General features: G+C 47.5%; 13 protein-coding genes. 7 read left to right on the top strand and 6 right to left on the bottom strand.

What is annotated here, in order from left to right; all coding sequences use genetic code 11:
• Positions 1-1,362, bottom strand: a 1,362-nt coding sequence (locus tag Q0G26_RS04530) for a ShlB/FhaC/HecB family hemolysin secretion/activation protein (RefSeq protein WP_293828936.1), incomplete at its 3' end; no start/stop codon positions are given.
• Positions 1,363-1,795: 433 nt separating this feature from the next.
• Here Q0G26_RS04530 and Q0G26_RS04535 point away from each other — a divergent pair.
• The gene (locus Q0G26_RS04535; RefSeq protein WP_293828937.1) at positions 1,796-2,434 is read left to right on the top strand and encodes an isochorismatase family protein; all 639 of its coding nucleotides are present in this window, start codon (positions 1,796-1,798) and stop codon (positions 2,432-2,434) included.
• Positions 2,435-2,494: 60 nt separating this feature from the next.
• Here the strand turns inward: Q0G26_RS04535 and Q0G26_RS04540 are convergent, their stop codons facing one another.
• Positions 2,495-3,721, bottom strand: a complete 1,227-nt coding sequence (locus Q0G26_RS04540; protein WP_293828938.1) for a M24 family metallopeptidase — start codon at positions 3,719-3,721, stop codon at positions 2,495-2,497.
• A 40-nt stretch (positions 3,722-3,761) separates the two neighbouring features.
• The gene (locus tag Q0G26_RS04545; protein WP_293828939.1) at positions 3,762-4,574 is read right to left on the bottom strand and encodes an HAD-IIA family hydrolase; all 813 of its coding nucleotides are present in this window, start codon (positions 4,572-4,574) and stop codon (positions 3,762-3,764) included.
• A 103-nt stretch (positions 4,575-4,677) separates the two neighbouring features.
• On the opposite strand from Q0G26_RS04545, the gene Q0G26_RS04550 reads away from it, so the two are divergent.
• Positions 4,678-5,325: an HAD-IIIA family hydrolase gene (locus tag Q0G26_RS04550; protein ID WP_293828940.1), complete on the top strand. Its 648-nt coding sequence runs from the start codon at positions 4,678-4,680 to the stop codon at positions 5,323-5,325.
• A 42-nt stretch (positions 5,326-5,367) separates the two neighbouring features.
• Here the strand turns inward: Q0G26_RS04550 and Q0G26_RS04555 are convergent, their stop codons facing one another.
• The 3 genes from Q0G26_RS04555 to Q0G26_RS04565 all read right to left on the bottom strand — a co-directional run bounded on the left by Q0G26_RS04555 (position 5,368) and on the right by Q0G26_RS04565 (position 9,104).
• Positions 5,368-6,294 carry an alpha/beta fold hydrolase gene (locus tag Q0G26_RS04555; protein WP_293828941.1) on the bottom strand — a complete coding sequence of 309 codons (927 nt, stop codon included), beginning with the start codon at positions 6,292-6,294 and terminating at the stop codon, positions 5,368-5,370.
• A gap of 247 nt (positions 6,295-6,541) precedes the next feature.
• Positions 6,542-7,480 (bottom strand): peptidoglycan DD-metalloendopeptidase family protein, encoded by a 939-nt coding sequence (locus tag Q0G26_RS04560; protein WP_293828942.1) that lies wholly within the window; start codon positions 7,478-7,480, stop codon positions 6,542-6,544.
• A gap of 13 nt (positions 7,481-7,493) precedes the next feature.
• Positions 7,494-9,104 (bottom strand): polysaccharide biosynthesis protein, encoded by a 1,611-nt coding sequence (locus Q0G26_RS04565; protein ID WP_293828943.1) that lies wholly within the window; start codon positions 9,102-9,104, stop codon positions 7,494-7,496.
• A 177-nt stretch (positions 9,105-9,281) separates the two neighbouring features.
• On the opposite strand from Q0G26_RS04565, the gene Q0G26_RS04570 reads away from it, so the two are divergent.
• From Q0G26_RS04570 to hemC, 5 genes are all read left to right on the top strand, one after another.
• Positions 9,282-9,893 (top strand): hypothetical protein, encoded by a 612-nt coding sequence (locus Q0G26_RS04570; protein ID WP_293828944.1) that lies wholly within the window; start codon positions 9,282-9,284, stop codon positions 9,891-9,893.
• Between the two features lie 161 nt (positions 9,894-10,054).
• Entirely contained in the window at positions 10,055-10,600 is a 546-nt protein-coding gene (locus Q0G26_RS04575; RefSeq protein ID WP_021720205.1) for an NADH peroxidase, read from the top strand.
• A 270-nt stretch (positions 10,601-10,870) separates the two neighbouring features.
• The gene (locus Q0G26_RS04580; protein WP_293828945.1) at positions 10,871-11,533 is read left to right on the top strand and encodes a bifunctional precorrin-2 dehydrogenase/sirohydrochlorin ferrochelatase; all 663 of its coding nucleotides are present in this window, start codon (positions 10,871-10,873) and stop codon (positions 11,531-11,533) included.
• Positions 11,487-12,791 (top strand): glutamyl-tRNA reductase, encoded by a 1,305-nt coding sequence (hemA, locus tag Q0G26_RS04585; RefSeq protein WP_293828946.1) that lies wholly within the window; start codon positions 11,487-11,489, stop codon positions 12,789-12,791. Before Q0G26_RS04580 ends, hemA begins: the two co-directional genes overlap by 47 nt.
• Complete coding sequence (hemC, locus tag Q0G26_RS04590; RefSeq protein WP_293828947.1) at positions 12,763-13,683, top strand: hydroxymethylbilane synthase; 921 nt, start codon at positions 12,763-12,765, stop codon at positions 13,681-13,683. Before hemA ends, hemC begins: the two co-directional genes overlap by 29 nt.

The raw sequence follows: 13,683 nt of genomic DNA on the forward strand, positions 1-13,683 counted from the left end.
ATATATTCTCTGGTCTGCTTTTTGCCCACGCACGGAAACATTATACTGCGCATCATACCCGCTTCCAAAAGGCACCGGAGCAGTATAATTAGCGCTGAACAGATACATATTGTACTGCGTTGTTGCTTCATCCGTCATACCGTCCGTAGGCCCTGCATCTGCATACCACGGCAAGCCCTTCTGCCATTTCAGCGAGGCATCTAATACGCTTGCGCCAAGGTACTGCCTGTGGTTGACACCGACCTGCATTGCAGTTGTCTTTTGGCGTTGCACCTCTATTTCTGTACCGTCTATATAGCTGTGGCGAGTTTTATGTACAAGACCAAGCTCAAAATCAGTCTTACTCTTTTGGTCACGTTGCAGCAAATGATTCCAGCTGATGCTGTCACTTGTAAATTTACCGCTGGAAACAAAAGGGTTTACCGCATATTCGACAGTCTGGTGGTAATCATTCTTGCTGTGGCTGAAAGTAAACCGCTCCTTACCGAACGGGACACTGTAGTACAAGCTGTTCGCCCTTGTTCCCTTGCGTTCTCCTGATTGCGTAGCATCTTCATTCCAGCTTGCATAAAACACATCGTTCGCTGAAAAAGGCTGCAGCAGCTGCAATGTTGCGCTCATCTGTGCCATGCCTGTTGTCTTAGTGCCACTGTTATCTACTGAAGTCATTAAAGTCCAGGGCTTTGTGCGCTTAATATCTATAACTAGATTGCTTTCACCTTCATTACTGCCCGGCTCAATCTTTATATCTGCACTCTGCGAAGGCACATTGTTGAAATTATCTATGGTCTGTTCTATATCACGTATATTAAGTATTGAACCTCGCTTCATGCAAACTGCATTATGCCATGTCCCCCAGGTATTTTCATTTCTGAATTTAATATCCCCCACAATACCCGGAACTAATGAAAAGACAAATTTACCTTTTGATAAATCCTGTTCCCCAACATAAACTCGCGTTGTTACATATCCGCGGTTAATGATTTCCTGGTTGATTCGTTTCAGCAATTCATTTATGCCGTTCACGCCGATTCTCTGACCGTTAAACTGTGCCAGATATTCATCTATCCAAGTAAATTTATAGCCATATTTCGGAGCATAAAGCACGAAACGTTTAATTCTAAAACTGTTCTCTTCCTCGGGTAAAACAAAAGCCTCCAAACGACTGCCTTGCTGTTGTGTTTTAGTCATAGACTGACCCACACGATACTGCAATTCCTTTTCAGCACGTTTAGAAGCTTGTTCCTGCTCTTTCTGAGCAATTATCTGTTGTTGTGTATCTAATTGAGCTGCATAAACATATACAGGCAATAAAAAACCTGCTGCCAAAGCTAATGACGAAACCACCAATCCTTTTCCCACAAAATCACCTGCTTAAAATATTTTATAATTCAAGTAACTTTAATTAAACTATTCCTAAGATGATTCTATCATAAAAACTCTGATTTGTGAATAATTTATTTTCATGAGTACTTTTAAATTGGGAAAAATCAGAACGCAACCTCATCAAAGCTGAATCGTTCCTAGCTGATTCGCTCTCCGAAGCCTTCAGGGAACATTATAAAATTGACCATGTAGTCTATCTCGATTCTCTAGCAAGTTCCTCTATCCACGATACCGAGTGCAGCGCCAAGAGCAATGATAAGTGGTTTGTAGCGACATATCTGCAATCTAATCAGCAGAGAGAAAATCTTTAACTTCAAGGTGTTCCTATAGCAAAAGCATTTTCCCTATTGCTAAAATCACCGCAGTATACTACAATAAGTCTAAATTAAAACAGAAAGCAGGGTTTACTATGCAATTACCGGGAAAAAAATACATTGCTTCCTTTGATATCGACGCGCAAAACACCTTCACCCCAGTCTGCCCCGACGAGCTGCCGGTTGCCGAAGGCGACACCATCGCTCCCGAGCTGAACGCCCAGGCGCAATTCGCCAGCCTGCGCCTCGCTTCCCGCGATGCGCACAGCCGTTGCGCGCTCTGGATCAGCGATGCCGAGCACGCTCCGCTCACTCCCATCAGCGGCTATCCTGATCTCGATATCCGTTGGCCGGCACATGCTATTATCGGCACCAAAGGCTTTGACTTTATCGACGGCCTTGATGAAGATGCCTATGACTATCAGGTGTTCAAGGGCATTGAAGCAGATAAGCATCCCTACGGTGCCTGCTACCATGACCTGAAGGACACTCTTTCCACCGGTGCCATCGAATATCTGCGCTGTCACGGTATCACCACCGTTATCTGCGGCGGTTTGGCAACCGATTACTGCGTAAAGAACACTGTACTGCAGCTGAAGGCTGCAGGCTTCGACGTTATCCTGAACAAGGCTGCCTGCCGCGGCATTGCTCCCGAAACCATCGCAAGTGCTATGCAGGAAATGGCCGCTGCCGGAGTAAAATTCGTAGAATGCGCCAAGGAATTAGCTGAATAAGACTATTACTGAAAAATGCTGCAGGCATAACGCCCGCAGCATTTTTGTTTTACCGTAATACTATTCAATTTCACGCAGTGCGTGTGAGCGACCGGTCAGCGAACGTGCGCCCTTTTCCGTAACCACATAGGTATTTTCCGTGCCTACCAGGCCTAAGCCCGGCAAAGCAATTTTAGGCTCTACGGCAAAGGTCATGCCTGGCTCCAGCGGCTGCTTAAAGCCTTTGGCTATAGCCGGCGCTTCATCCATCACCAGACCAATGCTGTGCCCCAGGAATTTACCGCCGTTCATAAACGCATCGCCATAGACATTATCAAACTTTTCCATAGTGTGCAAGTACAGGTTTTCAATCGGCTCACCAGGAACCATCATGGACACTACCTCTTGCTCCAGCTCCAGGCAGCGCTCCTGTGCCGCCAAAAGTCTTGCGCATTGCTCATCCTTTTGCAGGATGCCGAAATAATACACAACAGTCTTATCTGTATGATAACCATCAAAGCCGCAGGGAACATCAAGATAAACCAATCGACCGGACTGCAACTTGCGGAAAGCATTACCGATAGACTGCACCGCTATGCAGGTGCCGCCGGTACCGCCGGGGCCGTCAAAGCCGGTGCGTACTAAACCGCTCTTGCCAAAGGAAGCCAAACCGACAACCTCCTCGCCCAAGGACTGGTTAAAGCGCGCTGTTCCGTGTGAACCGCGCTGCACCATCTCGCTATAAAGCTCAATGGCCAGCTGCGCTTCACTGATGCCTGCATGAATCAGCTTCGGAGCAACAACGTCCAGCACTGTTTCGTGAATAGCGCCGGAGTGTTCCATCTGCTGCAGCTCGTAAGCACTCTTGCGCAGACGCAGCTCCTGCAGTACTGCGTCAAAGGAGCCAACCTCTTCAAAAGCAAAATACTTATGCAGCATGCGCTCCCAATCAAGGGTAGCCTTCTTCGTTTCTACATACATAATGCGTGGCGCACTGCCATAATAGGCAGCAGCCTCACGAAAGCTGTGCATCGGACGGATATCGCTGAAATGCGATTCGTTTACTGCGCGCTCATAGTTGCGGCGCACCCAGAAAATTGCATCCTGCGGACGAATCAGCAGCACACCCTCCTGCATCGTACCCGTAAAATAATACATTGCAATCTTATGATTGACTGCAGCCATTTCCCAACCGGGATGCATTTCATCCATCAGGCGGCGAAACTTCTCCATACGCGTCTCCAGCTCACTGGCAGGCACAGGACGAATAGCATCAGTCAATACAGCAGTCTGCTCCAAAACAGCCATAGCACTACTCCTTTCGTTATCAAAGCAAAGTATTTATACGTTATTCACCAAGATATTGCAAAATTTCCTTAGCATGTGGCAGAATAATATCCGGCTTGATGGAACCATTTTCCACATCTTCCATGGTTGCCTCACCGGTCAGCACCATCACAGAAAGAATATCGTTATTCAAGCCAAAGGCAATATCTGTTGCCAGGCGGTCACCCACCATAGCAATTTCCTCTTTTTTATAACCGGTTTTATCCAAAACCACATCTACCATATACTTATAAGGCTTACCGAAAATCAGCTGCGGCTTTTTGCCGGTAGCAGTTTTAATCAGCTCCAGCATTGCACCGGTATCAGGAATGAATTCGCCGCCTTCAATCGGGCAGCGCACATCAGGATGCGTAGCAACATACGGCACACCCTTGTCAATCAGGCGGCAGGCGGTAGTAAGGCGGTCATAGGTAAGTGTCTGGTCAAAGCCGACAACTACATAATCAGCGCCCTCCTCCAGCGTATTCGTCAGCGTAAAGCCTGCTTCCTCAATCGTTGCCAACAGCTGCGGCGTTCCCAGCACAAACAGCTTCGCACCAGGTTTGTTCTTCTGCATCCAGTTGGTCAGTGCGTCTGATGAAATCAGGATATTCTCACGCGTAACCGGCACGCCCAGTCCATTCATTTTCTGCACATAATGCTCGTGGCTACGGGAAGAATTATTCGTCAGCAGATAATATTCCTTGCCTGCTGCCTTTAATTTATCAAAAAAGCCTTCCATACCAGGAATCAGTTCGTTGCCCAAATTAATTGTTCCGTCCATATCAAAAAGAAAACACTTTATTTTCGCTAAGCGAGCGTAATCATAAGCCATGCCTTATCCTCCAAACTTAAATATAATAATATTATAAAGCATTTGCCTTTTTTGTGCTACAATAGACAAGGAAGAAAATCTTAAGTTCCAAAGGAGATTAACCATGAAATATACAACCATTATTTTCGATCTTGACGGTACCTTACTCAACACATTGGCAGATTTAGCTGCTGCTACCAACCATGCTTTAGCAGAGCACAAGCTGCCAAAGCGCACCACAGACGAGGTGCGCCTGTTTGTCGGCAATGGCATCCGCAAGCTGATTGAGCGTGCAGTACCGGCTGACACCACTGCAGAGCTGCAGGAGGAGGTCTTTGCCAGCTTCAACAAATACTACAAGCAGCACTGCGCCGACAGCACCCGCCCCTATGACGGCGTGCCGCAGCTTTTGCAGCAGCTGCGCGCTGCAGGCTGCCGCACCGCCATTGTTTCCAACAAAGCGGATTACGGCGTACAGGCGCTGGCTAAGCAATACTTCGACAGCCAGCTCGACGCTGCCTGCGGCGAGCGCGCCGGCATCGCCAAAAAGCCTGCGCCGGATATGCTGCTGGCAATCATGCAGCAATTAAACGCTGAGCCTGCAAGCACTATCTATATCGGTGATTCGGATACCGACATTGCCACAGCAAGCAATGCAGGCGTAGCCTGCATCGGCGCTTGCTGGGGCTTCAGAGGCCGTGCCTTTTTGGAAGCACACGGTGCCAAGCTGCTGGCTGAAAACGTGGGCGATATCTGGGAGCTTATAAAGTAAAAGAGGCTGCCGTAAGGCAGCCTCTTTTACTTTATAACTATTTTACGCCAAGCAATCATCCATAAATTTAATCAAACCAGCTTCTACTTCATCGCGCAAGCACAGCTCATTGTGAATCTCATGACGGAAGCCCGGATATGGCTTTACAGAAACCTTATGTCCGGTTTTTGCCAGCAGATTGGCTACATGATACAAGCCCTCGCCGTAATTACCACAGGGATCCTGGTCCCCGGCAATCAGATAGCTGGGAATATTTTGCGGTACCTTGGCAGCCCACTCATCATTCTCAATATAATGATACAACTGCACGAAATCATAGCACAGCTCCAGCGTAGTATCAAAGGTATTGAACATATCGCCAGCATGGTCCGCAACAATGCGCGGATCTGTTGCAATCCAGTCTGCCGGACCGTTGGGATTTTCCACTCTGTCCGTCATACCGCAGAAAACACGCTCAAACCAGACGCCACAAGGCTGATACGGATCTGCCTCATAAGCAGCCTTGAATTCTGCATTAACATAAGCATCCTCACAGCCCTGCCACTGCGAGCAGACACCGCACAGCATCATACCTTTGATATCCTCACCGTAGATTGACGCATAAGCACGCGCCAGCATAGAACCCCAGCTGTGGCCGAAAACGAAATACGGCAGCTCGGGATATGCCTCTTTAGCAATATCATGCAAGGCTTTTTCATCCTTCAGGTAGGTCATATAGCCGCCGGAATGCGGGTCACCCAAGGTGCCTCCGTCATAGCCGGTTTTACCATGACCGAGATGGTCATCAGCAAAGACTACAAAGCCTGCTTCATTGAACTTGCTGATCATGTGCAGATAGCGGCGTGAATGCTCACCATAGCCGTGAATCAGCTGTACAATAGCTTTCGGTTGACCTAAAGGACTGTAGGACCAGGCCTTGATGGTATCTCTGCCGTTGGCAGAAGGGAAGGAAATTTCTCTGATGGACATAATGCGGACCTCCTCGCCTGTAATTATTTATAATATTAAGATAATGATAACACCTGCATTTGCTGCTGTAAAGCAATAATAGCGCATAGAAGCATGTTTTACGTATTTTTTACAATCTGCTGCACCCATAATTTCAACCAACGCATACAAAAAACCACTACAACAATTCTGTCATAGTGGCTCACAAAAATCTATTTTTAATTTTACTGATCTGCTATTTACCGCAGATAGCAGCATTTATCAGCCTTTACCTGTTTTTCAGTACATAGAACGGATCGATATTCTGCCCATCTGCCAGCACCTCGTAATGTACATGGGGACCGGTGCTATAGCCTGTACTGCCGACAAAGCCGATGATTTCGCCTTTAATGACCTTCTGTCCTGCAGCAACAGCAATGCCGCTCATATGTCCATAGGCTGTTTCATAGCCATTGCCATGATTGATACGCACATAGCGTCCGTAGCCGCCATTCCAGCCTGCCTGCTCAATCGTACCGGCAGCAGTCGCATAAATCGGCGTGCCAAAATCAACCGCTATATCCAGACCAGGATGCCAATCATAACCGCCCTCAATCGGACCAGTGCGCACACCGTAATTACTGCTGATAGTGCCGCCGTCTGTAGGCCATTTATCAGGGAAGGATGACATACCGCCACCGGAACCTTCAACCTCACTCAAAAGCTCACTGACAGATTTTTTTGTGCCATCAAGCATTTTTTGGATATTCGCATTCTGGGCTGTCAGCACAGCCATAGTACCATTGATATCCATTTTAGCAGGACCGCCCTTGCCTGTATAAGACGTACTGGCAGACGTTTCCTTGGCTGCTGTCGAATCCACCATACTGGTACCCTCGCCCAGCTTACTGCTGTCTACATCACGGATAATAGCACGACGCAGCTTTTTCTCCAGATTAGAGATTTCTGCCATATCGCGCAGCATTTTTTCATTGTCCTGCAAAAGCTTCTGCAGCTTTGTCTGCTGCTCAGCCTTATTTTGCTTATAAGCAGCATAATCAGCTGCTTCGCTGCGATAATCTGCCAGCTGATGATATAAATAGCCGGCTCCGCCGACTGCTCCAACCAGCACCAAGGCAGCAACAGCAACGCCAGCCTTGAGCTTAGCATACGAAAAACTTACTACCTTGCCATTAGGCAAGCGAAGCTCACAATTCCTTTCCTCCATTATTTTTATTACCTCACTTGAAAAGACCAAAGCGTTGGCCTACTGCCAACAATCTACGTCCCACAAAGGGCACGTTGTCCAAATCCTCTTTATTCAGACCACCGCAGGCCAGCAACGCCAGCGCGTAGACAGGTACAGCTGCTGCCATAGCAAACAGTACGCACCACATACCCATGCTTTCCGTAAGCATCAGCACGCCGTAAATTGCAGCGCCCATCACGCCAGAAGCAAAACAAGGGCGGATAATGCTGCCAACAGAGAAGCTATAGCCTGTCAGCTTATAAATAAAGCCCATATTGATAATCGCTGCCACGGCGAAATCTGCCACCGTCGCCATCGAAGCACCACGGATGCCCAGCTCCGGCACAGCAGTAAGATACCAACTCATAGCAATTTTTACAATGCAGGCAATAATCATATTGATTACAGGGATTGCTGTGCGGCCCAGGCCTTGCAGAATACCTGTACTGATCTGATGCATACCTAAGAACAGAATACCAATACTCATCGTCTGAATCGCAGGTGCCGCACCGGGAGCATTGTACACAAGCGCCGCAACCTTTTCTGCCAGACAATACAAGCCCATAAAGCAGGGGAAGGTGATAATCATCGCTACACGGAAGGCGATACGGATTTTATCACGAATTGCATCAAAGCTGCCCAACGCACGAGATTCGGAAATAGACGGCACCAGACTGATGGTCATTGCCGCAGTAAAAATTGTTGCCAGATTAACCAGTGGCACTGCCATGCCGGTCAGATAACCGAACAGCTCTGTCGCATGATGAATATCAAAGCCGGCTGCTTCCAAACGCTGCGGCACAATCAGAAGGTCCAGGTTGGCACCAATCGGCAGCATCAGGCTGGTCAGCGATACAGGCAACGCCAGCTTCAGCAGACGCTTGATAATATGTCCGGCGCTTTCTACCGGCGCACCGTCATCCTGCTCCGCCATTTCCTTTTGCAGGCGCTGCTTCAGGCGACGATAGAACCACATCAGCACCAAAAGTGCACAGAACGCGCCTACGCCAGCGCCCATGCTGGCACCGCCTGCAGCGAACGCCAGACCGTACGGCATAAAGAGGTCGGCAAAAATGAGCATGGTAATAACACGCGTCAGCTGCTCGACAATCTCACTGACCGCCGTCGGCGTCATAATCTGCCAGCCCTGCAGGTAACCGCGGAAGCTTGCCAGAAAGGTTACAAAGAAAACAGCCGGAGCCAAAGCAATAATAGAATAATAAGCACGGCTGTCACGGATGATATGGTTATTAATCAACCAGTCCGCACCGAAAAACAGCGAGGACGAAAACAACAGGCCACTTAACAGCAGCACTCGCAACGAAACATTAAAGACTCGCTTTGCACCGCGATAGTCCTTATTCGCCAGCTTTTCAGACGTGATGATGGAAATAGCCACCGGCACACCGGCACTCGATACAGTAATTGCCATCAGATAGATGGGAAAGCCCATCTGATACAGGCCAATGCCTTCGCCACCCAATACACGTGATAAAATAATCCAGTTTAAGGAACCGATAACCTTGACCACAATACTGGAAGCTGTAAGGATTAAGGTTCCCTTTAAAAATTTGCTATTAGAAGCTTTATTATCTGCGCTCATAAAATCCCCTTGTTTATAGATAGATATACATTATAATTATCCTCTTTTCCGCGCGAATTTACAAGTACTTTTAACAGATTTGTCATAAACACATCACTGCTTTTTGCTTGCATAACTATCTTTATATGCTAAAATTAAGTTAAAAGCAAAATTATGTTGTAAAAGGAGTGATACAAGATGAAATCCATACATGCTTTATTAGCTTTCAGCGCTGCAATCTGCCTTGCTACTACCTGCAGCCTGAGCGCTTATGCTTCTCCGCTCAAAAATTATGATGCAGGCAAGGTAGCTATTGATGCAGGCATTACGTTGCCTTCCAGTCTTAATGGTGACAACTACAAATTCAGCAAGTCCAACAGCACCTATCTTGGCGCAACTGTTGGTCTCGGTCAAAATACTGCCTTAAATTACAAATGGAACAACTACAAGGCTGACGAAGCGAAAACCCGCGCCCAGCAATTCAACCTTATGTACAAGGTGCTGCCGGGTATTTCTGCTTACGCAGGTTATCTGAATGCTGATACCTCCGGTTATGTTGGCGGCAAAACCAAAAACTCCGGCCAGGTTGGCCTACAGGCAGCCTATGATATTCCCGCACTCTTCACCGTTTGGGGTAATGTAGGCTACGGCAACAGAAACAGCGGCTACGAAATCGGCATCAGCAAGCCTATCCTGAACAATCTGGAAGTAAACGCTTCCTACTATAATCAGACATTTGATGATGCCTTCGGCGAAGACCGCGACATGAAGGCTAAAGGAGTTAACCTGGGCTTAACTCTCAAATTTTAATTTGTCAGCTACAGCTAACTAAATTAAAATGAAAATTAACGGATAATTATTATTGACAACTCTTGCAGCTTGTGTTATTATATAAGTGTCAAAGGCACACAAGCTGTGCAAGTCAAAAATAAAATTAAGCAATGCAATATAAAATCATGGAGGGAAATAATATGAAAAAATTTGTATGTCAAGTATGTGGTTATGTATATGAAGGCGAAGCTGCTCCGGCAAAATGCCCGCAATGTGGTGCTCCCGCTTCCAAATTCCAGGAAATGGCTGCTGAAATGGGCTGGGCTGCTGAACACGTTGTAGGTATCGCTTCCGACGTTCCTGAAGATATCAAAGCTGACCTGCGTGCTAACTTCAACGGCGAATGCTCCGAAGTTGGTATGTACCTGGCTATGAGCCGCGTAGCTTTCCGCGAAGGCTATCCGGAAATCGGCCTGTACTGGGAAAAAGCTGCTTTCGAAGAAGCTGAACATGCTGCTAAATTTGCAGAACTGCTGGGCGAAGTTGTAACCGACTCCACCAAAAAGAACCTGGAAATGCGTGTAGAAGCTGAAAACGGTGCAACCGCTGGTAAAACCGACCTGGCTAAACGCGCTAAGGCTCTGAACTTGGATGCTATCCATGACACCGTTCATGAAATGGCTCGTGACGAAGCTCGCCATGGCAAAGCTTTCGCTGGCCTGCTGAAAAGATACTTCGGCAAATAATTAACCAATAAAATTTAATAAGACTTAATAAGGCTCCCGCCTGACAATCCAAATGGATTGCGGCGGGAGTTTTTGTGCGTTCAAGTCCCTCTTTTTTTTCTTTTCCTGAATTATTTCACTCTTCTTCTATGTTCTATGCATTTTCTTATGTTTTTCGCACTTACAAAGCCTTTAATATCTTTATAAATTGCTTCAGATATGATATTATATAAAGGTTAGGAAACATCTTTAATGACACTCATTATCACGTTCCTAAAGGTGGTTAATTATATGCTTAATAAAACTAATTTTCATTATCCTGCAATGCTGCGTGTAGCGGACAAAAGCTGTGTAATTATCGGCGGCGGCACTGTTGCCGCCCGTAAGCTTGCCACGCTTTTGGATGCCGGTGCCAATGTAACCGTTGTCGCTCCCATCTTCTGCGACGATGTGCAAAAGCTTGCCTCTGCACAAGGCTGCACGCTCATCAAGGATTACTACAAGCCTGAATATCTGCAGAACGCCTTTGTGGTTATTGCCGCCACAGATAATAAGGTCGTCAACAGGCAGATTTCAGACGCTGCTCCCTGCCTTATCAACAATATTACTGAACCGGAGCTGAGTAATTTCACTGTCCCCTCAGCTATCAGCGAAGGTGATATTACCATAGCGCTGGCAACAGGCGGTATGCCTGCCTTCACACGCTTGCTGAAAAAGCAGCTGGAGCATATCCTGACACCGGAGCTGGCTGACTTCAACAGCTTCCTGCTGCTGCAGAGAGAAGAAGTAAAGAGTATCGACAGCACGCCAGAGGAACGGACACAATTCTGGCGCAGTGTTTTAAAACAGGATTTACTAAATTTAGTTATAGCAGGTAAGCCTGCTCAAGCAAAGGAGAAGGTATTAGATGCAGTTAACAGTTTTAGGACTCAATCACAGAACCGCCCCCGTTGAGATCCGTGAACGTTTTAATTTTTCCAATGACAGGGTGGCAAGTATTCTGCGCCGTCTGCGCAATTACGATAATATTCCCGAAGCCATGCTGCTTTCCACCTGCAACCGCACCGAGCTGTACATGGTGATTGAAAATCCGCATGAAGCAATCCCCTTTATCAAATCATTGCTCAAGCATTTGGCAGGTGAACATTATCAAAGTGAATATTTTTATAATCTGAACGGTACGAACTGCGTAAAGCATCTGTTCCGCGTAGCATCCAGTCTGGACTCCCTGATTGTCGGTGAAGGCCAGATTCTCAGCCAGATTAAAAATGCTTATCAGATTGCCCGCAATAACGGTATGACAGATACGATTCTCAATACCATTATGAATAAGGCTATTGCCGTCGGCAAGCGCGTGCGTACCGAAACAAAAATTGCCTACAGCAGCGTATCTGTTTCCAGTGCAGCTGTTGACCTGGCCATCAAAATTTTAGGCGACTTGAGCAAGGCGCAGATTTTGGTAGTCGGTGCCGGTCATATGAGTGAGCTTACTGCACAGCATCTGTTGGACAAGGGTGCGCAGACTATTTGCGTCAGCAACCGTCACTACGAAAGAGCGCAGGATTTGGCAGGCAAATTCCACGGTACGGCTATTCCCTACCGTGCCATGTTCGAACATGCCGCCGATGCCGATATCATCATAACATCTACCGGTGCGCCGCATTACGTGCTTACCGTAGAAAATTTAGGACCTCTGCTCCCCAAGCGCAACGGCAGACCGCTGATTCTGATTGATATTGCCGTTCCGCGTGACGTCGACCCCAGACTGGCCGATGTTGCCGGCGTAACTATTTATAACATTGATGATCTGGAAGGCGTTGTTGATACCAATAAAAACTTCCGCGAAAAGGAAGCGCATGTTGCCGAGCAGATTATCAGCGAGGAAATCGGCGCCCTCAAGGAGCGCCTGCGTTATTACACCATGCGCCCTGTTATGGTACAGCTGCATGATAAAATGAATTTCCTGCGCCAGAAGGTTTTGAAGAAGGCCTTTATTAAAATGCCGGAGCTTACCGATCATGAAAAGCGCATTATCGACCTGATGACTCAACGTCTGGAACATAAATTCCTGCGCGAGCCTATGAAGGCCATGAATGCTGTAGCAGGTACTTCTGAGGAAGAACGCTACAAGAAAATGATGTGTGATTTATTTTTATTAAATGAAACCGGAGAGGAGTTTGGTGATGAAAGCAAAATTGACGATTGGGACTAGACAAAGTCTTTTAGCGCTTTGGCAAAGCAATCATATTGCAGCCTTACTGCGCAAGCAATATCCTGAATGTGAGGTTGTACTGAAAAAAATTGTCACCAAAGGCGACCGTATTTTAGACGTGCCCCTGGCGCAAATCGGCGGCAAGGGTTTGTTTACCAAGGAAATTGAAGAGGATCTTTTAGATGGCACTGTTGATCTGGCTGTACATAGCCTGAAGGATATGCCTACCGTTCTTCCGGAAGGCCTGTGCCTGACCGCAATTACCGAGCGTGCCAACGTTGGCGATGCTTTCGTCAGCAACAAATATGGCAGCTTCGAAGAGCTGCCTCTCGGTGCCGTAGTCGGCACCAGCAGTCTGCGCCGTAAGGCGCAGCTGTTAGCTAAGCGTCCGGATCTGGAAATCCGTGACCTGCGCGGCAACGTTGATACCCGCCTGCGTAAGCTGGACGAAGGACTGTATGATGCTATTATTCTGGCAGCTGCAGGCCTGGAGCGTCTTGGTCATGGCGACCGCATCTCCAGCCTGATTCCTGCTGATGTCTGCCTGCCGGCTGTAGGCCAGGGCGCATTGGCAATCGAAGCACGTACCGAGGATAAGGACGTACGCGATATGCTGAGCTTCTTAAACGACCTGAACACCAAGCAGGCTACCGACGCTGAACGTGCCTTCTTAGGCTTACTGGAAGGCGGCTGTCAGGTTCCTATCGGTGTACATGCCGACGTTGAAGGTGAAAACATTCGCATTGAAGCAATCATTGCTGCTTTAGACGGCAGCACTATTCTGCGTGATACAATTAACGGCAAAGCTGATGATGCTGTCAGCCTCGGCCAACAGCTGGGCAAAAAAATGCTGGCTGCCGGTGGTCAGGAAATTCTGGCCGCAATTCTTTAA

The organism is uncultured Phascolarctobacterium sp. (assembly GCF_934190775.1).
Lineage (GTDB): Bacteria > Bacillota > Negativicutes > Acidaminococcales > Acidaminococcaceae > Phascolarctobacterium_A.

Coding starts and splice junctions, on each gene's coding strand:
- Q0G26_RS04535 (WP_293828937.1), top strand. CDS start 1,796: ATGCAATTACCGGGAAAAAAATACATTGCTTCCTTTGATATCGACGCG.
- Q0G26_RS04540 (WP_293828938.1), bottom strand. CDS start 3,721: ATGGCTGTTTTGGAGCAGACTGCTGTATTGACTGATGCTATTCGTCCT.
- Q0G26_RS04545 (WP_293828939.1), bottom strand. CDS start 4,574: ATGGCTTATGATTACGCTCGCTTAGCGAAAATAAAGTGTTTTCTTTTT.
- Q0G26_RS04550 (WP_293828940.1), top strand. CDS start 4,678: ATGAAATATACAACCATTATTTTCGATCTTGACGGTACCTTACTCAAC.
- Q0G26_RS04555 (WP_293828941.1), bottom strand. CDS start 6,294: ATGTCCATCAGAGAAATTTCCTTCCCTTCTGCCAACGGCAGAGATACC.
- Q0G26_RS04560 (WP_293828942.1), bottom strand. CDS start 7,480: ATGGAGGAAAGGAATTGTGAGCTTCGCTTGCCTAATGGCAAGGTAGTA.
- Q0G26_RS04565 (WP_293828943.1), bottom strand. CDS start 9,104: ATGAGCGCAGATAATAAAGCTTCTAATAGCAAATTTTTAAAGGGAACC.
- Q0G26_RS04570 (WP_293828944.1), top strand. CDS start 9,282: ATGAAATCCATACATGCTTTATTAGCTTTCAGCGCTGCAATCTGCCTT.
- Q0G26_RS04575 (WP_021720205.1), top strand. CDS start 10,055: ATGAAAAAATTTGTATGTCAAGTATGTGGTTATGTATATGAAGGCGAA.
- Q0G26_RS04580 (WP_293828945.1), top strand. CDS start 10,871: ATGCTTAATAAAACTAATTTTCATTATCCTGCAATGCTGCGTGTAGCG.
- hemA (WP_293828946.1), top strand. CDS start 11,487: ATGCAGTTAACAGTTTTAGGACTCAATCACAGAACCGCCCCCGTTGAG.
- hemC (WP_293828947.1), top strand. CDS start 12,763: ATGAAAGCAAAATTGACGATTGGGACTAGACAAAGTCTTTTAGCGCTT.